Source organism: Streptomyces sp. NPDC057271 (genome assembly GCF_042668715.1).
GTDB lineage: Bacteria > Actinomycetota > Actinomycetes > Streptomycetales > Streptomycetaceae > Streptomyces.
The window spans coordinates 17,237-37,898 of sequence record NZ_JBHUYJ010000004.1 but is presented as its reverse complement, the minus strand read 5'-3'; the positions used below and the strand labels follow the sequence as shown (position 1 = coordinate 37,898).

The window sequence follows — 20,662 nt, the reverse complement described above, 5'->3', positions numbered from 1 at the left end:
GGGTGGACATCGGATCAGAATGTTGAAAGTTGAACGGAATGGGGTTATGGTCGTTCTCGTTGAAGGTTCAACGAAACGCAGTGCAAGCCTCCGCGCCACCCCCGCGCACCGTCCCCAAGGAGCACGTCATGGGCATCTTCGACCGCAAGAGCAACACCACCACCGCCGTCGCCACCCTCCCCGTCGACCCGGCGCTGGCCGCCCTGACCGGCGAGTACACGATCGACCCGGCACACAGCAGCATCGGGTTCACCGTCCGTCACGCGATGGTCACCAACGTCCGCGGCTCCTTCGGAGACCACGAGGGCACGCTGCGGCTGGACGGCTCGAACCCGGGCGCCTCCGCCGCCTCGATCGACATCCGGATCGCCTCCGTCGACACCGGCATCGGCGACCGTGACGCCCACCTGCGCAGCGGCGACTTCTTCGACGCCGAGCGGTTCCCGCTGATGACCTTCCGCTCGACCGAGGCGGAGCACCTGGGCGGCGACAGGTACCGCATGACCGGCGACCTCACGATCAAGGACGTGACCAGGCCGCTCTCCCTCGACCTGGAGTTCAACGGCACGGCCACCGACCCCTACGGCAACGAGCGCGTCGGCTTCGAGGGCTCGGCCGAGATCCTCCGCTCCGACTGGGGCCTGACCTGGAACGCCGCGCTGGAGACCGGCGGTGTGGTGGTCAGTGACAAGGTGAAGCTGAACTTCGACATCTCCGCGATCAAGAACGCCGCCTGATCCCCGGACCCCCGCCCGCGAGGGCACCACGAGCGCGCCCGCCCCTCCGTCACGACGGGGGGCGGGCGCTCGGCGTTCCGGCGGGGGCGGGGCGTTGTCAGTGGGGGCCGCTAGCGTCGCGGGCATGGAATTCCGTATCGACAGCAGCGAGTTGACCGACGCCGTGGCCTGGGCCGCGCGCGTGCTCCCGGCCCGGTCCCCCGTCCCGGTGCTCGGCGGGCTGCTCCTCGAATCGGCCGACGGCCGGCTGCGCGTCTCCGGGCTCGACCACGAGGCGTCGGCACGCATCGAGGTCGGGGCCGACACCGTGCGGGACGGCCGAGCGCTCGTCCTCGGGCGGCGGCTGCTCGACATCTGCAAGGTGCTGCCCAAGGGCCCGGTCGCGTGCGCGGTCGAGGGGGCGCGACTCTCGGTGACGGGCGGGGGCGCCCGCTTCGGGCTCTCCCTGCTGCCGCTGGACGACTATCCGGCGCCGCCCGAGCTGCCCGCGTTCCGGGGCGTCGTGGACGCCGGGGCGTTCGCGGCGGCGGTGGGGCAGGTGGCGGTCGCCACCGGCCGGGACGACTCGCTGCCGGCGCTGACGGGTATACGACTCGCCCTGGACGGTACGACGATGACACTGGCCGCGACCGACCGCTACCGCTACGCGGTCCGCACGCTGGAGTGGAAGCCGGAGGGCGAGGAGCCGCGGGGAGGCGGCGGCACGGACGTGGTCGTACCGGCCCGTCGGCTGACCGAGATCGCCCGTTCGCTCACCTCGGCGGGCCCCGTCCGCCTCGCCCTCGACGGGGGATCCGTCGGCTTCGAGAGCGAGGGAACCCGGACGACGACCCGGCTGCTCGACGGCCGTCTCCCCCGGCACGACAAGCTCTTCTCCCTGGGCGAGCACGCCGCCGCCGAGACGGAGCGGGTCCCGCTGGTCGAGGCCGTGAAGCGGGTCGCGGTGGTCGCGGAGGGCGACAGTCCGGTACAGCTCGCGTTCGGCGGCGACGCCGTTCATCTCCAGGCGGGCTACGAGGACGACGTCGCCTCCCAGCGGCTCCCGGCGGTCCTCTCGGGGACAGAGGCGATGACGGTCGCGTTCAACCCCGGGTACCTGCTGGACGCGCTCGGCTCCTTCGCCACCGACTCGGTCCGCTTCCACCTGCTGGGGCCGGGGCAGCGCGCCCTGATCACGGACCGGGCGGGCGGGATCCACCAGCACCTGCTGATGTCGGTGAAGCCCCTGGTGTAGTCCCGGGCGCACCCTCGGAGTCCCCGCTGCCGCAGGCCCGGCCCGCCTGTAGGCCGCCGCTGCTGTCAACCGCGCCCCTGTAGGCCGCCGCTGCTGTCAGCCGTGTCCCTGTAAGCCCCGCTCCAGAAGCCGCGCCCCCGTAGACCGCCGCCGCGCCCCTGTGAGCCGCCGTCCTAGAAGCCGCCGCCGAAGTCGCCGCCGCCTCCGAAGTCCCCGAAGCCGCCGCCACCACCGCCGCCGAAGTCGCCCGAGCCGAAGTCGCCGGAGTTGAAGTCGCCCCCGGAGAAGTCGCCGCCTCCGAACTCGCCTCCGCCGTACTCACCGGCGTAGGCGGGGGTGGCGAGCATGGTGCCGAGCAGGGTGCCGGCGAGGAGGCCGGGGAGCAGTCCGCCGCCGAAGTAGCCGCCTGCCCAAGGGCCGTACGCCGGTCCCGCCTCCCAGTAGGGGCGGCGGCCGGTCTCGGTCTCGACCGTACGGGCCAGGGGGTCCTGCCCGCCGTCGAGGCGGGTGGCGTCGACGGCGCACACCGGGACCTCGCGCGCGGCGCCACCCGCCGGGGTCCAGGTCCGGTCCTCGATCGAGGGGCCGTGGCGCGGGTCGAAGAAGCAGGGCGGGCGGCGCTCGGGCAGCGGACGGGACTCGCGGCGGGCGGCCAGGGCGGCGAGCGAGAAGCGGCCGTCCTCCAGCGCCTGGGTCACGGCCTTGACGTCGTGCGGATGCGTGGCCGAGCCCATCAGGGACTTCGCCTTGTCGTACGAGTCGAGCGCGTGCTCGTAGTCGCCGCGCATCGCGTCGTCGGCGCCGGGCTCGGCGGGGTGGAAGTCCAGCCGTTCGAGCTCCTCACCGAAGGCCGTGATGTCCTCGTCGACGACGACCCGGAGCTTGTCGAGCGCCTCGCGCTCCTCGGCCTGCTTGCGGAGGCGGTTGCGGCGGACGATCGCGTAGGCACCCGCGCCACCGGCGGCGACGAGCGCGCCGAGGGTGACCAGACCGCCGACCGGGACACCGTCGTCGGCGCCGACCGAGCCCCAGGAGGCGGGGGCGGTGCCGTTCATTGTCGGGAGGGCCTGGTCGACGAAGTTGTTGAGTTCGGTGGCGGTGTCCACCCCGGGCTGACGCACGGAGGTGACCAGGTTGTCCACGGCCTGCGCGGACATCACCGAACGGTCGGCGGCGGCATCGAACCCGTCACCGAGTCTGACGGCGTACAGCCCCGTCACCCCGGTCTGGGTGCGCAGGTTACGCAGCAGGTTCTCGGGCGGATACTCGCTGCTCGCGGGCAGCACGGCGATGAAGAGCGGCTTGTCCGCATCCTCGATCTTCTGGGCGAGGGCATCCGCCTGGGCCGTCGAGAGCTGGTCGGCGGCGCCCGGATCGACATACACCGGGCCCTGCTTCAGGGCCGCTCCGGCGTCCGGGATCCCGGTGGTCCCGGCCCCCGCGGAGGGGGCCAGGACCAGGAGCAGCAGCATGGCCAGCCCGGCGAGGGCCGACAGAAGGTGGAACGGCCTGGTCCTCATACCTCGAAACTACCCCTAAAGGGCGATTCCGAGACATAGCGGACCGAAGATATGGCCTGCCCCCGAGTCACTCGGCGGGATCGACCCCCACGCGGAGCAGTCCGTAGGTGAACGCGTCCTCCAGCGCCTGCCAGGACGCGGCGATCACGTTCTCCCCGACGCCGACCGTCGACCACTCGGCGTTCCCGTCGCTGGTGGTGATCAGGACGCGGGTCGTGGACTCCGTCCCGTGGCGGCCCTCCAGGATGCGGACCTTGTAATCCACGAGCTCGAACTTGGCGAGCTGCGGGTAGATCCGCTCCAGGGCCACCCGCATGGCGCGGTCCAGGGCGTTGACGGGACCGTTGCCCTCGGCGGTGGCGACGATCCGCTCGCCCTTGGCCCAGAGCTTCACGGTCGCCTCGTTGGCGTGGGTGCCGTCGGGCCGGTCCTCGACGATCGCGCGCCAGGACTCCGTACGGAAGTAACGGCGCGGGCGGCCCTCCACCTCCTCGCGGAGCAGCAGCTCGAAGGAGGCGTCGGCTGCCTCGTAGGTGTAACCGGAGAGCTCGCGCTCCTTGACGCGCTCGACGACGCGGGCGACCAGCGCGCGGTCGCCGCCCAGGTCGACGCCGAGTTCCTTGCCCTTCAGCTCGATCGAGGCGCGGCCGGCCATGTCGGAGACGAGCATCCGCATGGTGTTGCCGACGCGCTCGGGGTCGATGTGCTGGTAGAGGTCCGGGTCGACCTTGATCGCGGAGGCGTGCAGCCCGGCCTTGTGGGCGAAGGCCGAGACACCCACGTACGGCTGATGGGTGGAGGGCGTCAGGTTGACGACCTCGGCGATGGCGTGCGAGATCCGGGTCATCTCGGCGAGTGCGCCCTCGGGCAGCACCCGCTTGTCGTACTTGAGTTCCAGGGCGGCGACCACGGGGAACAGGTTGGCGTTGCCCACCCGCTCGCCGTAGCCGTTGGCGGTGCACTGGACGTGTGTGGCGCCCGCGTCGACGGCGGCGAGCGTGTTGGCGACGGCGCAGCCGGTGTCGTCCTGGGCGTGGATGCCGAGGCGGGCACCGGTGTCGGCGATGACGGTGGCGACGACGGCCTGGACCTGGGCGGGGAGCATGCCGCCGTTGGTGTCGCAGAGGATCACGACGTCGGCGCCGGCCTCGGAGGCGGCGCGGACGACGTCCTTGGCGTACTGCGGGTTGGCCTTGTAGCCGTCGAAGAAGTGCTCGCAGTCGACGAAGACGCGGCGGCCCTGGGAGCGCAGGTAGGAGACGGTGTCGCGGACCATCTCCAGGTTCTCGTCCAGAGTGGTGCGCAGGGCCAGCTCGACGTGCCGGTCGTGCGACTTGGCGACCAGGGTGATCACGGGGGCGCCGGAGTCCAGGAGCGCCTTGACCTGCGGGTCGTCGGCGGCGTTGCCGCCGGCCCTGCGGGTCGCGCCGAACGCCACGAGCCGGGCGTTCCTGAACGTGATCTCCTGCTTCGCGCGGGCGAAGAACTCGGTGTCGCGGGGGTTGGCCCCGGGCCAGCCGCCCTCGATGAAGCCGACGCCGAAGTCGTCGAGGTGTCGCGCGATGGTCAGCTTGTCCGCGACGGTGAGGTTGATGCCTTCACGCTGCGCTCCGTCGCGCAGCGTCGTGTCGAAGACATGGAAGCTGTCGTCGAGGCGCGAGCTCTCGTCGGTCTCCGTGGTCATGGCTCTGATGGCTCCTGTCGGATGTGGCTCCGGAAGGTCTGGATCCACTTGCCCCCATTCTCACGCGCTGTCCGTTTCCGGCGACGGTGGGGCCGGAAAACGAAAAAACCTCTCGCGGGTGCGAGAGGTCTGCGCGCGGGTCTGGGGCACGGTGTCCACTGCCGCGAGGGTGGAGTCGCGGTTCAGTGGCCACTGCGGACCGGCGCGCTGCTGCCGATAATCATGGTGGTAGCAAGCACGCCCGCAGTCTGCCATACCCCTGCCGTACGCGGGACGCCGGTCTCAGGATGTGGGCACCCGGTCGGCCGCCGTCCGCCTGGCCCGGGAGTCGGCCGCCGTCCGACCGGCCCGCGAGGACGTGGAGGTGCGTGAAGAAGCCGACGGCGAAGGCGCCGGCGGCGTTCATGGGCCTGGCGGTGCCAGGATCAGGGTTTCGGCGACGAACTCCCGTACGTGCGTGATGACTTGATCGCGCCCCGTGCCCGGGATGCCGACCGCGACATGGACGCTGAAGCCGTCGAGCAGGGCCCGCATCCGGGCCGCGTAGCGGTCGGGGTCGACGGGCCGGAACTCCCCGCGTGAGACGCCCTCGGCGATCAGGGCGACCAGGTCGCGGTGCCAGGCGCCCTCGATGGCGGCCTGCCGGGCGCGCGCGTCGTCGTCGGCGTTCTGCGAGCGGTTCCAGACCTCCAGCCAGAGGGTCCAGTGGGGGTCGCGGGGGCCGTCGGGGACGTAGACGTCGACGTACCCGTCGAGCCGCTCGCGGGCGGTCCCGGGCCGCGAGAGCAGCGCGCTGCGTTCGGCGCCGAGCCGGCCCTCGCTCCACTCCAGGGTCTGCAGCAGCAGCTCGTCCTTGGTTCGGAAGTAGTAGAGCAGGTGCCCGCTGCTCATCCCGACCTCGCGCCCGAGCCCGGCCATGGTCAGCCCGTCGAGACCGCGCTCGGCGATGGTGGCCATGGCGGCGGCGAGAAGCTCCTCACGCGGAGGCGCGGCGTTGTTGCGTCGCCGGGGTCCGGCGGGACTGATGCGGGTCACTCGTCTGTTCTACCTCACGCCGCCGTCGGCGTTCCGGCCGAATGCCGCCTCCAGGACGGCGGGCAGATCCTCGACGGGCACGGTCGCCCGCAGCTCCGCGAACACGGGCCCGAACCGCTCGTCGTCGATCACGCCGAGGTACTCCTCGCGCAGCGCTCGGATGATCTCGACGAGTTCGGGTCTCAGCCGCATCCACCCCCGTGACGTGCGGATCTCCTCGTCCACGTGCGCCATGAACCAGCGCATGACGTCGTACGGGATCCGGTGGTGCCCCGACACGGGGTCGACGCACACGGTCGGCTCCCGGGCCGGGTCCTCGTCAGGCACGACGGCCGTCAGCACGGTCCGGTTCTCGGCGACGTGGTCCAGTTCCAGGTACCAGGCGTCGTCCGGTAGGGAGTACAGGATCCGGAGCGCGTAGTCGGCGCCTTCGTGGGGAATCAGCGGCATGGCCGCAGGCTGTCATGCCGCCCGCGGCCGTCGCTCACGGGTCTCAGACCTTCGGCTGCTGCTGCGTGATGCAGTGGATGCCACCGCCGCCCGCGAAGATGGGGCGGGCGTCGACCAGGGTGACGATCCGGTCCGGGAAGAGCCGGCGGAAGATGCCCGCCGCGATCTCGTCGTTCGGGTCGTCGAAGCCGCACAGGACCACACCGCCGTTGCAGAGGTAGTGGTTGATGTACGAGTAGTCCACCCAGTCGCCCTCCTCGTCCTTCAGGACGGTCGGGGCCGGGATCTCGACGACCTCCAGGAGGCGGCCCCGGGCGTCCGTCGAGCGGCCGAGGATGTCGGCGTACGTCCGCGAGCGCTCGTAGTCCGGGTGGGCCGGGTCCTGCTGGCTGTGGACGAGCACGACGCCGGGCCCGGCGAAGGCGGCGACGATGTCGACGTGGCCCTGGGTGCCGTACATGCCGTAGTCGCCGGCGAGGCCGTGCGGAAGCCAGATCGCCTTCGTGGTGCCGAGCTTCGCGTGGATCTCCGCCTCGACCTGCGCACGGGTCCACTCGGGGTTACGGCCGGAACCGAGCTGGACGGTGTCGGTCAGCAGGACCGTTCCCTCGCCGTCGACGTGGATCGCGCCGCCCTCGTTCACGAGCGGGCTGCCGAGCACCGGCACGTCGACGAGATCGGCGACATGGCGGGCGATCTTGGAGTCGTGCTCCCAGCGGGCCCAGTCCTGCGCGCCCCAGCCGTTGAAGACCCAGTCGACGGCGGCCAGCTCGGTGCCGTTCGTGACGAAGGTCGGGCCGATGTCGCGCATCCACGCGTCGTCGAGCTCGCGCTCCACCAGGTCGACCGAGTCGCCGAGCAGGGCGCGTGCGGAGTCCAGCTGGCCGGGGCCGGCCACCATCGTGACCGGCTCGAAGCGGCGTACGGCACGGGCCACGGAGGCCCACGCGGTACGGGCCTCGGCCAGCTCCTCGTCATCGGTGAACGTGGGGTTGGGGCCGGGCCAGGCCATCCAGGTGCGCTCGTGCGGGGCCCACTCGGGCGGCATGCGGAAGGTCTCGGAGGTCATGGGTCAGGTCCTAGAGGAAGTAGAGGCGGTTGAGGGAGACGGACTCGGCCGGCTCGGAGCGGAGCGGGTCGCCGTCCAGCGACACCAGGCCCGTCCGGCCGTCGACCTGGACGTCTCCGACGCGGGAGTTGAGAAGCAGGTCTCCGGGGCCGATGCCCCGCGTGCCGCGGACGGCGACCCGGCGGCGCCGGGTCGGCATCCGGTCCGAACCGAGGTCGACGGCGGCCCGGGCGACGAAGGCGACGGAGATGTCGGCCGGGGTCGCTCCGTGGGCACCGAACAGCGGTCCGAGGACCAGCGGCTCGCAGGTGTCGGTGGCGGCGTTCGGATCGCCCACGACCCCCCACGCGGGGAAGCCGTTCTTGATGACCATCTGCGGCTTGGCACCGAAGAACTCCGGCCGCCAGAGCACGATGTCGGCCATCTTCCCGGCCTCGATCGAACCGATCTCGTGGGCCAGGCCGTGGGCGATCGCGGGGTTGATGGTCAGCTTCGCCATGTACCGCAGCACACGCGCGTTGTCGTCGTGCGCCCCGTCACCCTCCAACGGGCCCAGCTCCGCCTTCATCTTCCCGGCCATGGCGAAGGTCCGGCGTACGGTCTCGCCGGCCCTCCCCATCCCCTGCGCGTCCGACGACGTGATGCCGATCGCGCCCAGGTCGTGCAGGACGTCCTCCGCGCCCATCGTCCCCGCCCGGATCCGGTCCCGGGCCATCGCCGCGTCACCGGGCAGGTCGGTCTTCAGGTCGTGGACGGAGACGATCATCCCGTAGTGCTCGGCCACCGCGTCCCGCCCGAACGGCAGCGTCGGATTGGTGGACGAGCCGATCACGTTCGGCACTCCCGCCATCTTCAGCACGTTGGGGACGTGCCCGCCGCCGCAGCCCTCGATGTGGAACGCGTGGATGGTCCGCCCGTCGAGCACCCTCAGCGTGTCCTCGACGGAGAGGCACTCGTTCAGGCCGTCGCTGTGCAGGGCCACCTGCACATCGTGGTCCTCGGCCACCCGCAGCGCCGTGTCCAGCGCACGGGTATGGGCACCCATGTCCTCGTGCACCTTGAAACCCGACGCCCCGCCCTCCGCCAGCGCCTCCACCAGCGGCGCCGGATCCGACGACGAACCACGCGCCAGGAATCCGATGTTGACCGGCCACGCGTCGAACGCACCGAAGGCGTGCTTGAGGGCCCATGGCGAGTTGACGCCAACCCCCCAGACAGGACCGAACTCCTGTCCGATGATGGTGGTCACACCCGAGGCGAGGGAGGCCTCCATGATGCGGGGGGACAGCAGGTGGACATGGGTGTCCACGGCACCGGCGGTGGCGATCAGGCCCTCGCCGGAGACGATCGACGTGCCGGTGCCCACGACGACATCGACACCGTCGAGGGTGTCCGGGTTGCCGGCCCGCCCGATGGCGTGGATCCGGCCCTCGCGGATACCGATCGACACCTTGCGGATGCCCTGAACGGCGTCGATCACCAGGACGTTGCTGATCACGACGTCGCAGGTCTCGCGGACGGCCGCCGCCTTGAGGTGAAGACCGTCCCGGGCGGTCTTGCCGAAGCCGGCGAGGAACTCGTCGCCCGGCTTCTGCGAGTCGGACTCGACCCGGACGACGAGACCGGAGTCGCCGAGGACGACCCGGTCGCCCGCGCGGGGTCCGTGCACCGATGCGTACTCGTACGGGTCCATCACGCCTCAACTCCCAGGTAGCCGCAGGCCGCGGCGCGCCGCAGGGCCTCTTCCCTCGCGCCGGGCGCGTCCAGCGGGCCGTCGACCAGGCCGGCGAAGCCGATGGCGACGCGCGCGCCGCCGATGGGCACGAGGCCGACCTCGGCGTCGCCGCCCGGGTCGAAGCGGAAGGACGCTCCGGCGGGGATCGCGAGCCGCATCCCGTAGGAGGCGGCCCGGTCGAAGTCGAGGCGCGGATTGACCTCGAAGAAGTGGAAGTGCGAGGTCACGCTGACCGGGACCGTCGCCGTGTTGCGGACACTCAGGGTCAGCGCGGGCGGCTCCTCCGCCTCCGTCGGGCCCGGCAGCAGCGCGCCCGGAGCGCTCTCACCCAGCGAGGGACCGCCGATCGGGTCGGAGACGACCGCGAGCCGCGAGCCGTCGTCGAAAACGGCCTCGACATGCACTTCGGTGACGACATCGGCCACACCCGGCAGTACGTCGTCGGGGCCGAGCACGGACCGGGCGGCGGCGATCGCCTCGGCGAGCCGCCTGCCGTCGCGGGCCGCCTCGCAGACCGTGTCCGCGATGAGGGCCGTCGCCTCCGGCACATTGAGCCGCAGGCCCCGTGCCCTGCGGGCCCGGGCGAGCTCCGCTGCACCGAAGAGCAGCAGCCGGTCTCGTTCCGTGGGGGTCAGTCGCACGTCCACACACCTCCTGTTTGAGCGACACTCTAAACGTTTGGAGCCTCGTATCCAAGCATTGACGTACGCGCCGGTAGTGGGTCACATTGAGCGCCACTCTAAATCTTGTCCACCCGCTTGCCGACAGGGAGCCCCCATGCCGATCGAACAGCGCGGAGTCGACACCATCCCCGAAGCGGAACGCACCAGCCGCCCGCGGGACCTGTTGGCGATCCTCCTCGGCTCGAACCTCTGCCTCGGAGTGATCGTCTTCGGCTGGCTGCCGGTCTCCTTCGGCCTCGGGCTGTGGGCGTCGGTGACCTCCGTCGTCACCGGCACGCTCGTCGGCGTCGCCGTCACCGCCCCGCTCGCCCTCGTCTCGCTGCGCACCGCGACGAACCTCTCGACCTCCAGCGGTGCCTTCTTCGGCGTGCGCGGCCGGCTCGTCGGTTCGGTGGTGGGGCTGCTGCTCTCCCTCGGCTACACGGCGCTGACGCTGTGGATCGGCGGCGACGTGGTGGTCGGAACACTCGCCCGGCTGACCGGTGTACCGACCGGGGACACCACGCACGCGGTGGTGTACGCGGTGCTCGCCGCCTGCACGGTCGTCTTCGCCGTGTTCGGCTACGGTCTCCTGCTCCGGCTCAGCAAGGGGCTCGCGATCGCCATGACCCTGCTGCTCGGTCTCGGGCTCGTCGCGTACGCGGGCGACGCCACCGCGGCCCCGGTGCCCGACACCCCGTATCTGCTCGGCTCGTTCTGGCCGACCTGGGTGCTCTCGGCGGTGGCCGCCGGCCTCAGCGGCCCGGTCGCCTTCATCACGCTGCTCGGTGACTACACCCGCTACATATCCCCCGAGCGGTACGGCCCGAAGACCGTCTGGAGGACCACCTGCGTCGGCCTGGTCTTCGGCCTGCTGATCCCTCAGCTCTTCGGTACGTACACGGCGTTGGCGGCGCGCGGGGCGCTGGACTACGCGGGCCCGCTCGTCGCGGCCTCCCCCGCCTGGTACGTGGTGCCGCTGCTGCTCGCTGCGACCGCCGGCACGGTCGGCAACGCAGGTCTGATGCTGTACTCCATGGGCCTGGACCTGGACGCGATCCTGCCGCGGGCGACCCGGGCGCGGGCGACGCTGGTGGTGGCGGCGGTGGCGACGGCCTTCGTCTTCCTCGGCCACTTCGCCTCGGACGCGCAGTCGGCGATGACGTCGTTCGTGCTGCTGCTGACGGCGATCGGTACGCCGTGGGCCGTGATCACGCTGATCGGTCATGCGCGCTGCCGTGGCGCGTACGACCCGGAGGCACTCCAGGTGTACAACCGCCGTGCGCGGGGCGGCGCGTACTGGTTCTCGGCGGGCTGGCACCCGCGGGCCTCGGTCTGCTGGGCGCTGGGGGCGACGGTGGGCCTCGCCTCGGTGTCGACCCCGCTGTACGAGGGACCGCTGCTCGCCCTGACGGGCGGGATCGACTGCAGCTTCGTGCTGTCGGGAGTGGTGGGCGGGGCGCTGTACGCGACGCTGACGCCGCGCGTCGAGGCGGCGCCGGATCTGGCGCCTGAGCCGGAGATGGCCGCCTCCTGAGAGACGCCGCGCCCCCGGGGCGAACGGACCTGCCCGCGCAGCGGCCCCGGGGGTCGTGCCCGTCCCGTTCCTCTCGTACGGAACGGATGGCCACGGCCCCCGGGGCCGGGTGATCAGCCCAGCTGGTGCGTCCAGCCGTGGACGTCCTCGGACTTGCCCGTCTGGATCGCGAGCAGCGCGTCGCGGAGCTTCATCGTGACCTCGCCGGGCTGCCCGCCCGACTGCTGCCACTCACCGCGCGCCGACTTCACCGTGCCGACGGGCGTGATGACGGCGGCCGTGCCACAGGCGAAGACCTCGGTGAGGGTGCCGTTCTCGCTGTCGGCCTTCCACTGGTCGATGGAGATCCGGCCCTCCTCGGAGGTGTATCCGAGGTCCCTGGCGAGCTGGAGGAGCGAGTCACGGGTGATGCCGGCGAGCAGGGAGCCCGTCAGCGTCGGGGTGACGATCCTGTCCTCGTACACGAAGTACAGGTTCATGCCGCCGAGTTCCTCGACCCACTTGTGCTCCACGGCGTCGAGGTACGCGACCTGGTCGCAGCCCTTCCCGGCCGCCTCGGCCTGCGCCAGCAGGGAGGCCGCGTAGTTGCCGCCGGTCTTGGCGTCGCCCATGCCGCCGGGGACGGCGCGGACGCGGTCCTCGGAGAGCCAGATCGAGACGGGCTTCACACCACCGGGGAAGTACGGCCCGGCGGGCGAGGCGATGACGCAGAAGAGGTACTCGTTCGCCGGCCGCACGCCGAGGCCGACCTCGGTCGCGATCATGAACGGACGCAGGTAGAGCGACTCCTCGCCGCCGTGCGCCGGGACCCAGTCCTTGTCCTGCTGGACGAGGACGTCGCAGGCCTCGATGAAGGTCTCGACGGGCAGCTCCGGCATGGCGAGCCGACGAGCGGAGGACTGAAAGCGCCGGGCGTTGGCGTCGGGGCGGAAGGTGGCGACGGTGCCGTCGGGACGGCGGTACGCCTTGAGGCCCTCGAAGATCTCCTGGGCGTAGTGCAGGACGTTCGTGGCCGGGTCGAGCGAGAGCGGGCCGTACGGCACGAGCTGACCGTCGTGCCAGCCGCGCCCTTCGGTCCAGCGGATGGTCACCATGTGGTCGGTGAAGTGGCGGCCGAATCCGGGGTTGGCCAGGATCGCCTCGCGCTCCGCGTCGGACAGCGGGCTGGAGGAGGGCTTGAGCTCGATCGTGGGCGTCGTCATGAGTGCTAGTCCTTCACCGGTTGTGTGTGACGGACCGCGCTCACGCCGCTATCAGTGCTCTGCTAGGACGTCCGAGCTTTCCCGCATGCCGCGGCCCCACGTTCGATTATCGCCCGTGGGGACCGGTGCACGAAACGGGGTGTGACGCGATCCAGGGTTTGATGGTGGCACCCTGCGACCGCATAGGTACAGCCGCCGGGTGCTGGTGCGACCCGGCGGCTGTGTGCGTGGCTCGTCGGGTCAGCCCGCTACTCGTACCGCGAGCGCGTCGCCGATCTCGTCCGTCGTACGGACGGAGTCGCCCCGCTCGGTCAGGTCCGCCGCGACGGCGGCCTCGATGCGACCGGCCTCGGACTCGTACCCGAGGTGGCGCAGGAGGAGGGCGACGGAGAGCACGGTGGCCGTGGGGTCGGCCTTGCCCTGGCCCGCGATGTCCGGCGCGGAGCCGTGGACGGGCTCGAACATGGACGGGAACTCGCCGCTCGGGTTGATGTTGCCCGAGGCGGCGACGCCGATGCCGCCGGAGACGGCCGCGGCCAGGTCGGTGATGATGTCGCCGAAGAGGTTGTCGGTGACGATCACGTCGAACCGCTCGGGCTGCGTGACGAGGAAGATCGTCGCCGCGTCCACGTGCAGGTAGTCGGTGGTGACCTCGGGGAACTCCTCGGCCACCTGGTTGAAGATGTTGGTCCAGAGGTGACCCGCGTACGCCAGGACGTTGTTCTTGTGGACCAGCGTCAGCTTCTTGCGCGGGCGGGCCTGGGCGCGGGCGAAGGCGTCGCGGACGACGCGCTCGACACCGAAGGCCGTGTTGACGGAGACCTCGGTGGCGACCTCGTGCGGGGTACCGGTGCGGATCGAGCCGCCGTTGCCGGTGTACGGGCCCTCGGTGCCCTCGCGGACCACGATGAAGTCGATCTCGGGCTGGCCCTTGAGCGGGGTCGACACGCCCGGGAGCAGCTTCGACGGACGCAGGTTCACGTGGTGGTCGAAGAGGAAGCGGAGCTTCAGCAGGAAGCCGCGCTCCAGGACGCCGGAGGGGACCGACGGGTCGCCGATCGCGCCGAGCAGGATCGCGTCGTGCTGCTTGAGGGCCTCGACGTCGGCGTCGGTGAGGGTCTCACCGGTCGCGTGGTAGCGCCTGGCGCCGAAGTCGAACTCCTTCGTCTCCAGCTTCACGTCCTGCGGGAGCGCGGCAGCGAGGACCTTGAGGCCCTGGGCCACGACTTCCTGTCCGATGCCGTCGCCGGGAATGACTGCGAGATTGATGCTGTGAGACATGTCGGCACCCTACTCCTCGTCCCACGGTCTGACACTCGCCGTCCATCATGCGGACGAACCTGCGTTCCTCGAACGCCGTTCAGCCCGCGTCTGCGGCTCTTCGCGAAGCACCGGGCGCGCGCGTCGACCCCTTCGGGGCCGGGCGCACGGCCCAGGGGTACGGCCCCAGGGGTACGGCCCAGGCGCACGACCCAGGGGTACGGCCCGGAGGTACGGCCCCCATGGGGCCAGGCGCCCGGGGCCGGCGCCCGGGCTCGGCACCCCGGCACCCGGGGTCGCCGCCTGGAGGCACGCGCCCGGGACGTCGGGGCCTGGCACGCGCCCGGGACGTCGGGGCCCCGTGGGGTCAGTGCCCGGTGGAGCCGCCGTTGTCCCGGCGGTCGAGGGCGCGCTGCAGGGCTGCGGCGGCGTTCTTTCGGGCGTCGTCGCCACTGGGGCGGGCGACGGAGTGGCGGACACGGCGGATGGTCTCAGCGGCCATGGGGGATCGACTCCTTGAGATCAGTGATGATCCGAGATCAGTGGTGATCGAAGGCGCCGGAAGGGGCGGGGAGCGGGCCCGCAGGGGTTGCCTGCACGGGGGCATCGCGCTCACGACCGCCATTCGCTGATGGAGCGAGACGTTCGGCTCCTACAAAGCTAGGACAGGCGGTCGCATCTGTCTCCACAATTACTCGGACTTCCTACTATCTGAGACGGCGCTCGGCTCACACCGGCTGCCGGACGGCCCTCAGTTCGCGGATGAGCGCCCGGACAGCCAGGGATTTCGCCAGCTCAGGGGTGGTGACGTAGCCCACGGACCGGGTCGGTCGCTCCGGTCCGAGATCGGTGATCTCCACCGAGGGCGGTGCTCCGATCAGGGAGAGCTCCGGCATCACGGCCATACCGAAACCACTGCTCACCATCGAGAGCACCGCTCCGTCGTCCTCGGCCTCGACGGTCGCCGCCGGCAGCCACTCCTGCTCCGCCCACCATCGACGGGTGTAGGAGGTGCAGTTCTCCGCCCAGTCGACGAGCGGCAGCGAGCGCGGCGCCGGATGTCCGGCCGGGTGCACCAGCGCGTACGCCTCCTCGACCAGCACGCCCCCGACGAGCCGCGGCGGTACGGGGGAGGTCGTCCCGATCGTCGCGATACCGAGGTCCGCCCGCCCGTCGAGGACTTCGCCGGCCGTCCCGCGCCCCACCTCCCGCACGATCCGCACCTCCGGGACGAGGTCCGGGTGCCGGGCGGCGAGCCGCTCCAGTGCGCGCGGCAGCAGATGGAGGGCGGCGCTGCGGAAGGCGGCGATCCGCAGCGGCCCGGCGACGGTGCCGCTCTCGGCCCCGCGCACCTCCGCGGCCATCACCTCCAGGAGCCGCAGCACCCGCCGGGCATGGGCGAGGGCCCGCTCCCCGGCGGCGGTGGGCGCGGCCCCGTTCCGCCCCCGGTCGAAGAGGACCACGCCGAGCTTGCGCTCACTGGTCCGTACGGAGTGGGAGACGGCGGACTGGGTCGTACCGAGCGCCCGGGCGGCGGCCGAGAAGCCGCGCTCCCTCCCGACGGCGAGGAGAACGCGCAACTCGTGCGGCGCCAGGTCGGTCATCGGGCTTCCACCTCGGGGTATGAGGGACTTCGATGGACCGGATTGATCCATCGGAGCAACCTACTGCCCGGCCTCCGGATTCCTTTCTACGGTCTCCCTCATGACGCACAGCACCATGATCACCGTCCATCAGACCGCCCGCCCCGACGGTTTCCCCACCTCCGACCACTTCGCCTTCACGGAGGCCCCGGTCCCCTCCCCGGCGCCCGGTACCGCACTCGTCGAGAACCTCCTCTGGTCCGTGGACCCGTACCACCGCGAGGCGATGGACGGCGACTTCCTGTGGACACTCGGCTCCCCCATGGAGGGCCGCACCCTGGGTCGCGTCCTGGACTCCCGTACCCCCGCGCTCTCCGCCGGCGACCTGGTCCTGCACCGCAAGGGCTGGCGTACGCACTCCCTGGTAGCGCCCGACGAGGTGCGCGCCGTCCCGGACTTCGAGGGCGTGCCACTCACCGCGCATCTGAGCGTCCTGGGCGGCACGGGCCTCTCGGCATACGTGGGTCTGACCCGGATCGCCCGGCTTCAGCCGGGCGAGGACCTGTTCGTCTCGGCCGCCGCGGGCGGTGTCGGCACGGCGGCCGGCCGTTTCGCCCGACTGCTGGGCGCCGGGCGGCTCGTCGGCAGCGCGGGTTCGGCGCGGAAGGTCGCGTATCTGACGGAGGAGGCGGGCTTCGACGCGGCCTTCGACTATCACGACGGGCCGGTGGCGGAGCTGCTCGCGAAGGCGGCGCCGGAGGGTGTGGACGCGGTGCTCGACGGGGTGGGCGGGGACCATCTGGAGGCGGCGATCGCCTCACTGCGCGAGCACGGCCGGATCGCCTGGGTCGGCGCGGTCGCCCAGTACCACGCGCTCTCCGCTCCCCCGCCGGCCCCGCGCAACCTCTTCGACCTGGTGGAGAAGAGTATCCGCCTCGAAGGCTTCCTGGTCAGCAACCACACGGACGCGCAGCAGGAGTTGTACGACTTCGCCGTGCCGCATCTGCGGAGCGGGCGGCTGCCGCTGGACGTGACGGTGAAGGAGGGCTTCGAGCACATCGTGGACGCGTTCCTGGGGATGCTGCGCGGCGAGAACATCGGGAAGATGCTGGTGTCCCGATCCGGCTAGCGTCGCCGGCCGGATCGGGGCAGGGCCGGAGCCGTCCCACCACCGAGGCTCCGGAGCCGTCTCACCACCGAGACCGGCGACTCGCGGCACTACCGGGAGGCCGGGCCCGCCGACGCACCCGTCCTGCTTCTGCTGCACGGGTTCCCCACCAGCTCGCACATGTTCCGCGACCTGATCCCGCGGCTCGCCGACCCGTTCCGGCTGATCGCCCCCGACCATCTCGGCTTCGGCCGCAGCGCGGCGCCGTCGGCCGAGGAGGGCCTCGGCGCCGAGGCCTGGGCACCGGCCCTCGCGATGATCGCCGACCGGACCCCCGGGACCGAGGAGCCCGTACGCTCCATCCGCTCGCTCGACGGCATCAGATGGCAGTACGAGACGGGCGTCCCGGCCGGGTTCCGCGACCTGCTCAGCCCGGACGCCTGGCACCACGATGCCGCCCTGATGGCCCGGGACGGCCAGGACGCGATCCAGCTCGACCTGATCGGCGACTACGGCTCCAACTTCGCCCTCCACCCCGCCTTCCAGGAGTACTTCCGCACCACGCAGGTCCCCCTGCTGGCCGTCTGGGGCGAGGGAGACGAGGTCTTCGTCCCGGCGGGCGCGAAGGCCTTCCCGGCGACCTTCCCGACGCGGAGATCCACCTTCTGCCGACGGTCCACTTCGCCCTGGAGACGCATGCGCCGCGGATCGCCGAGCTGATCGCCGACTTCCTCACGCGGCGCGTCCCCGTCAGGCCGTGGCCTTCTCCAGATCGCGGACCATTCGCTCGATCCAGTCGGTGAACTCCGCTCGACCGCGTGCCTCGTCCCCGCACATGGCCGCGACCTGTGCGTCCGTGATCCGGTCGGGTCCCGACACGGTCAGCAGCCGGTGCAGCTCCTTCATCAGGGACGTCATCCGCAGCGCGTCGAGGTGCTCGATCGCGTCGACGCCGTGCCCGGGGCGGATCGTCGTCGAACCAGGCATGTCGTACCTCCTCGCCGAGCCCCCTCCCAGCAGCGTAAGCCCAGCGCATGAGAACCGCCCCCGTCCTGGTTTGGGGGTCCAGGAGGGGGGCGGTGTCAGGGGTGGGCCTCAGGGCGGCCCAGGGGGCGTCAGCCCATGTGGGGGTAGCCGTACTCGGTCGGCGGGACCAGCGTCTCCTTGATCGCGCGAGTCAGCGTCCAGCGCATGAGGTTCTGCGGGGCGCCCGCCTTGTCGTTCGTACCCGAGGCGCGGCCGCCGCCGAAGGGCTGCTGGCCGACGACGGCGCCGGTCGACTTGTCGTTGATGTAGAAGTTGCCCGCGGCGAAGCGGAGCTTCTCCATCGTGTACGCCGTGGCGGCACGGTCGCCGGAGATGACCGAGCCGGTCAGCGCGTAGTCCGAGGCCGACTCCATCTGGGTCAGCATCTCGTCGTACTTGTCGTCCTCGTAGACGTGGATCGCGAGGATCGGGCCGAAGTACTCTGTCGTGAAGACCTCGTTCGAAGGGTCGGTGCACTCGATGACGGTCGGGCGGACGAAGTAGCCCTCCGAGTCGTCGTACGTGCCACCGGCGACGATCGTGCAGGTGTCGTCCGCCTTCGCGCGGTCGATCGCGGCCTTGTTCTTGGCGAACGCGCGCTCGTCGATGACGGCGCCGATGAAGTTCGTCAGGTCGGTCACGTCACCCATCTTGATGCCGTCGACCTCGGCCGCGAACTCCTCCTTGAAGCCCGAGTTCCAGAGGGAGGCCGGGACGTACGCACGCGAGGACGCGGAGCACTTCTGGCCCTGGAACTCGAAGGAGCCGCGGGTCAGCGCGGTCTTCAGGATCGCGCGGTCGGCGCTCGGGTGGGCGACGACGAAGTCCTTGCCACCGGTCTCGCCGACGATCCGCGGGTACGAGCGGTACGACTCGATGTTGTTGCCGACCGTCTTCCACAGGTGCTGGAAGGTCCTGGTCGAACCGGTGAAGTGGATGCCGGCCAGGTCCCGGTGGTTGAGGGCCACCTCGGAGACGGCGATGCCGTCGCCCGTGACCAGGTTGATGACGCCCTTCGGCAGACCGGCCTCCTCCAGGAGCTCCATCAGGAGCACGGCGGAGTGGGTCTGGGTCGGGGACGGCTTCCAGACCACCACGTTGCCCATGAGGGCGGGGGCGGTGGGCAGGTTGCCCGCGATGGCCGTGAAGTTGAAGGGCGTGATCGCGTAGACGAAGCCCTCGAGCGGGCGGTGGTCGAGGCGGTTCCAGACACCGGGCGAGTTCGCCGGCGGCTGCTCGGCCAGGATCTGGCGGGCGTACGCCACGTTGAAGCGCCAGAAGTCGACGAGCTCGCAGGGGGTGTCGATCTCGGCCTGCTGCGCGGTCTTGGACTGGCCCAGCATGGTGGAGGCGGCCAGCGTCTCGCGCCAGGGGCCGGCCAGCAGCTCGGCGGCGCGCAGGATGATCGCGGCGCGATCGTCGAAGGACATCGCGCGCCAGGCCGGGGCGGCGGCCAGGGCGGCGTCGATGGCGTCCTGGGCGTCCTGCCGGGTCGCGCCGGCGAAGGTGCCGATGACGGACTTGTGGTTGTGCGGCTGCACGACGTCGACGCGCTCGCCGCCGCCCATGCGCTTCACGCCGCCGATGGTCATCGGCAGGTCGCGCGGGTTGTCGGCCAGCTCCTTGAGCTTGGCCTCCAGACGGGCGCGCTCGGGGGAACCGGGGGCGTAGCTGTGCACCGGCTCGTTGACCGGAGCGGGGACCTGGGTCACAGCGTCCATGAGTCTCGAAACTCCTTTTGAGGGGTGGGCTCAGCCCTTGGTGAGGATGGAGCGGACGAAGAAGAGGAGGTTGGCCGGCTTCTCCGCGAGGCGGCGCATGAAGTAGCCGTACCAGTCGGTGCCGTACGCGGTGTAGACACGCATGCGGTGTCCCTCGGCGGCGAGACGGTTCTGCTCCTCGCTGCGGATGCCGTACAGCATCTGGAACTCGTACTCGTCCAGCTTGCGCCCCGCGCGGCGGGCGAGCTCCTGGCCGATGGAGATCAGCCGGGGGTCGTGGGAGCCGATCATCGGGTAGCCCTCGCCCTCCATCAGGATCTTCATGATCCGGACGTAGGCCCGGTCGATCTCGGGCTTGTCCTGGATGGCGACGGAGGCGGGCTCCTTGTAGGCGCCCTTCACGATCCGGACCCGGGAGCCGTTGGCGGCGAGGCGGCGGGCGTCGTCCTCGGTGCGGAAGAGGTACGCCTGGATGACGCAGCCGGTCTGCGGGAAGTCCTTCCGCAGTTCCTCGTGGATGGCGAACATCGAGTCGAGGGTGGTGTGGTCCTCGGCGTCCAGGGTGACCGTGGTGCCGATCTCGGCGGCGGCCGCGACGACCGGGCGGACGTTGGCGAGGGCCAGCTCATGACCGCCCGTCCGTCGTCCACCGCCCTCGACCGAGAGCCCTGCGGGCGCGCCCCCCTCGATCTCCAGCGACTGACCGAACATCGAGAGCTTGACGGACATCTCGGCGCGCTCGCCGAGGCCCAGCTCCTTCAGGCGGCCGATCAGCTCCAGGTAGGCGTCACGCGCGGCGTGGGACTGCTCGACGGTGGTGATGTCCTCACCGACGACGTCGAGGGTGACCTCCAGGCCGCGGCCGGTGATGTCCTGGACGATCGGGATGACGTGGTCGACCCTCTCACCGGCGATGAACCGGTCCACGACCTGCTTGGTCCCGGGGGCGGCCGACACGAAACGGCGCATCTTGTCGCTGCGGGACGCGGCGAGGATCACGGGACCCAGCACGGGGACCTCCAGAAGGGCAGGGTGACGAAGGGTGCCTACCCGAACTTTCGTAAGCAATCGGGAACAGCACGGAGAACCACCGTGAAAC

Annotated in this window: 18 protein-coding genes and 1 pseudogene; 5 read left to right on the top strand and 14 right to left on the bottom strand. The window is 71.2% G+C overall.

From position 1 onward, the window contains the following. Window positions 1-128 precede the first annotated feature (128 nt). Together ACFUJR_RS02880 and dnaN are read left to right on the top strand one after the other, a co-directional pair. Window positions 129-737, top strand: a complete 609-nt coding sequence (locus ACFUJR_RS02880) for a YceI family protein (protein ID WP_383169243.1) — start codon at window positions 129-131, stop codon at window positions 735-737. A 124-nt stretch (window positions 738-861) separates the two neighbouring features. Further along, window positions 862-1,971, top strand: coding sequence for a DNA polymerase III subunit beta (gene dnaN / locus ACFUJR_RS02875; protein WP_383169242.1), 1,110 nt, complete (start codon window positions 862-864; stop codon window positions 1,969-1,971). Between the two features lie 173 nt (window positions 1,972-2,144). On the opposite strand, the gene ACFUJR_RS02870 is transcribed toward dnaN, so the two are convergent. The 7 genes from ACFUJR_RS02870 to ureA form a co-directional block, all read right to left on the bottom strand. Beyond that, a complete protein-coding gene (locus tag ACFUJR_RS02870; RefSeq protein ID WP_383169240.1) occupies window positions 2,145-3,491 on the bottom strand; it encodes a hypothetical protein in 1,347 nt (448 codons plus the stop codon). Between the two features lie 67 nt (window positions 3,492-3,558). After that, entirely contained in the window at window positions 3,559-5,175 is a 1,617-nt protein-coding gene (gene cimA, locus ACFUJR_RS02865) for a citramalate synthase (RefSeq protein ID WP_383169238.1), read from the bottom strand. A gap of 402 nt (window positions 5,176-5,577) precedes the next feature. Then, window positions 5,578-6,201, bottom strand: coding sequence for a TetR/AcrR family transcriptional regulator (locus ACFUJR_RS02860; protein ID WP_383169258.1), 624 nt, complete (start codon window positions 6,199-6,201; stop codon window positions 5,578-5,580). 18 nt (window positions 6,202-6,219) lie between these two features. Continuing rightward, window positions 6,220-6,660 (bottom strand): hypothetical protein, encoded by a 441-nt coding sequence (locus tag ACFUJR_RS02855; RefSeq protein ID WP_383169236.1) that lies wholly within the window; start codon window positions 6,658-6,660, stop codon window positions 6,220-6,222. Window positions 6,661-6,703: 43 nt separating this feature from the next. Then, on the bottom strand, window positions 6,704-7,729 hold the full coding sequence (locus ACFUJR_RS02850) for an agmatine/peptidylarginine deiminase (RefSeq protein WP_383169234.1): 1,026 nt from the start codon (window positions 7,727-7,729) through the stop codon (window positions 6,704-6,706). 10 nt (window positions 7,730-7,739) lie between these two features. Next, window positions 7,740-9,422 carry an urease subunit alpha gene (locus ACFUJR_RS02845; RefSeq protein WP_383169256.1) on the bottom strand — a complete coding sequence of 561 codons (1,683 nt, stop codon included), beginning with the start codon at window positions 9,420-9,422 and terminating at the stop codon, window positions 7,740-7,742. Beyond that, window positions 9,422-10,105, bottom strand: coding sequence for an urease subunit gamma (ureA, locus tag ACFUJR_RS02840; RefSeq protein ID WP_383169232.1), 684 nt, complete (start codon window positions 10,103-10,105; stop codon window positions 9,422-9,424). Before ureA ends, ACFUJR_RS02845 begins: the two co-directional genes overlap by 1 nt. A gap of 136 nt (window positions 10,106-10,241) precedes the next feature. Between ureA and ACFUJR_RS02835 the strand changes: the two genes are divergently transcribed. Then, complete coding sequence (locus ACFUJR_RS02835) at window positions 10,242-11,663, top strand: cytosine permease (protein WP_383169230.1); 1,422 nt, start codon at window positions 10,242-10,244, stop codon at window positions 11,661-11,663. Window positions 11,664-11,776: 113 nt separating this feature from the next. Here the strand turns inward: ACFUJR_RS02835 and ACFUJR_RS02830 are convergent, their stop codons facing one another. From ACFUJR_RS02830 to ACFUJR_RS02815, 4 genes are all read right to left on the bottom strand, one after another. Next, on the bottom strand, window positions 11,777-12,865 hold the full coding sequence (locus ACFUJR_RS02830; RefSeq protein ID WP_383169228.1) for a branched-chain amino acid aminotransferase: 1,089 nt from the start codon (window positions 12,863-12,865) through the stop codon (window positions 11,777-11,779). Between the two features lie 240 nt (window positions 12,866-13,105). Next, complete coding sequence (locus ACFUJR_RS02825) at window positions 13,106-14,146, bottom strand: 3-isopropylmalate dehydrogenase (RefSeq protein WP_383169226.1); 1,041 nt, start codon at window positions 14,144-14,146, stop codon at window positions 13,106-13,108. A gap of 346 nt (window positions 14,147-14,492) precedes the next feature. Then, complete coding sequence (locus ACFUJR_RS02820) at window positions 14,493-14,627, bottom strand: hypothetical protein (protein WP_383169224.1); 135 nt, start codon at window positions 14,625-14,627, stop codon at window positions 14,493-14,495. A 226-nt stretch (window positions 14,628-14,853) separates the two neighbouring features. Continuing rightward, window positions 14,854-15,729, bottom strand: a complete 876-nt coding sequence (locus ACFUJR_RS02815; protein WP_383169222.1) for a LysR family transcriptional regulator — start codon at window positions 15,727-15,729, stop codon at window positions 14,854-14,856. 100 nt (window positions 15,730-15,829) lie between these two features. Between ACFUJR_RS02815 and ACFUJR_RS02810 the strand changes: the two genes are divergently transcribed. Both ACFUJR_RS02810 and ACFUJR_RS02805 read left to right on the top strand, forming a co-directional pair. Beyond that, entirely contained in the window at window positions 15,830-16,837 is a 1,008-nt protein-coding gene (locus tag ACFUJR_RS02810) for a zinc-binding dehydrogenase (RefSeq protein WP_383169221.1), read from the top strand. 123 nt (window positions 16,838-16,960) lie between these two features. After that, window positions 16,961-17,619: pseudogene (locus tag ACFUJR_RS02805) on the top strand (alpha/beta fold hydrolase). On the opposite strand, the gene ACFUJR_RS02800 reads toward ACFUJR_RS02805, so the two are convergent. From ACFUJR_RS02800 to ACFUJR_RS02790, 3 genes are all read right to left on the bottom strand, one after another. Beyond that, window positions 17,567-17,803, bottom strand: a complete 237-nt coding sequence (locus ACFUJR_RS02800; protein WP_383169219.1) for a hypothetical protein — start codon at window positions 17,801-17,803, stop codon at window positions 17,567-17,569. The pseudogene ACFUJR_RS02805 and the gene ACFUJR_RS02800 overlap by 53 nt on opposite strands. A 128-nt stretch (window positions 17,804-17,931) precedes the next feature. Continuing rightward, on the bottom strand, window positions 17,932-19,563 hold the full coding sequence (gene pruA / locus ACFUJR_RS02795; RefSeq protein ID WP_383169217.1) for an L-glutamate gamma-semialdehyde dehydrogenase: 1,632 nt from the start codon (window positions 19,561-19,563) through the stop codon (window positions 17,932-17,934). Window positions 19,564-19,593: 30 nt separating this feature from the next. After that, on the bottom strand, window positions 19,594-20,574 hold the full coding sequence (locus ACFUJR_RS02790; protein WP_383169216.1) for a proline dehydrogenase family protein: 981 nt from the start codon (window positions 20,572-20,574) through the stop codon (window positions 19,594-19,596). Window positions 20,575-20,662: the final 88 nt, after the last annotated feature.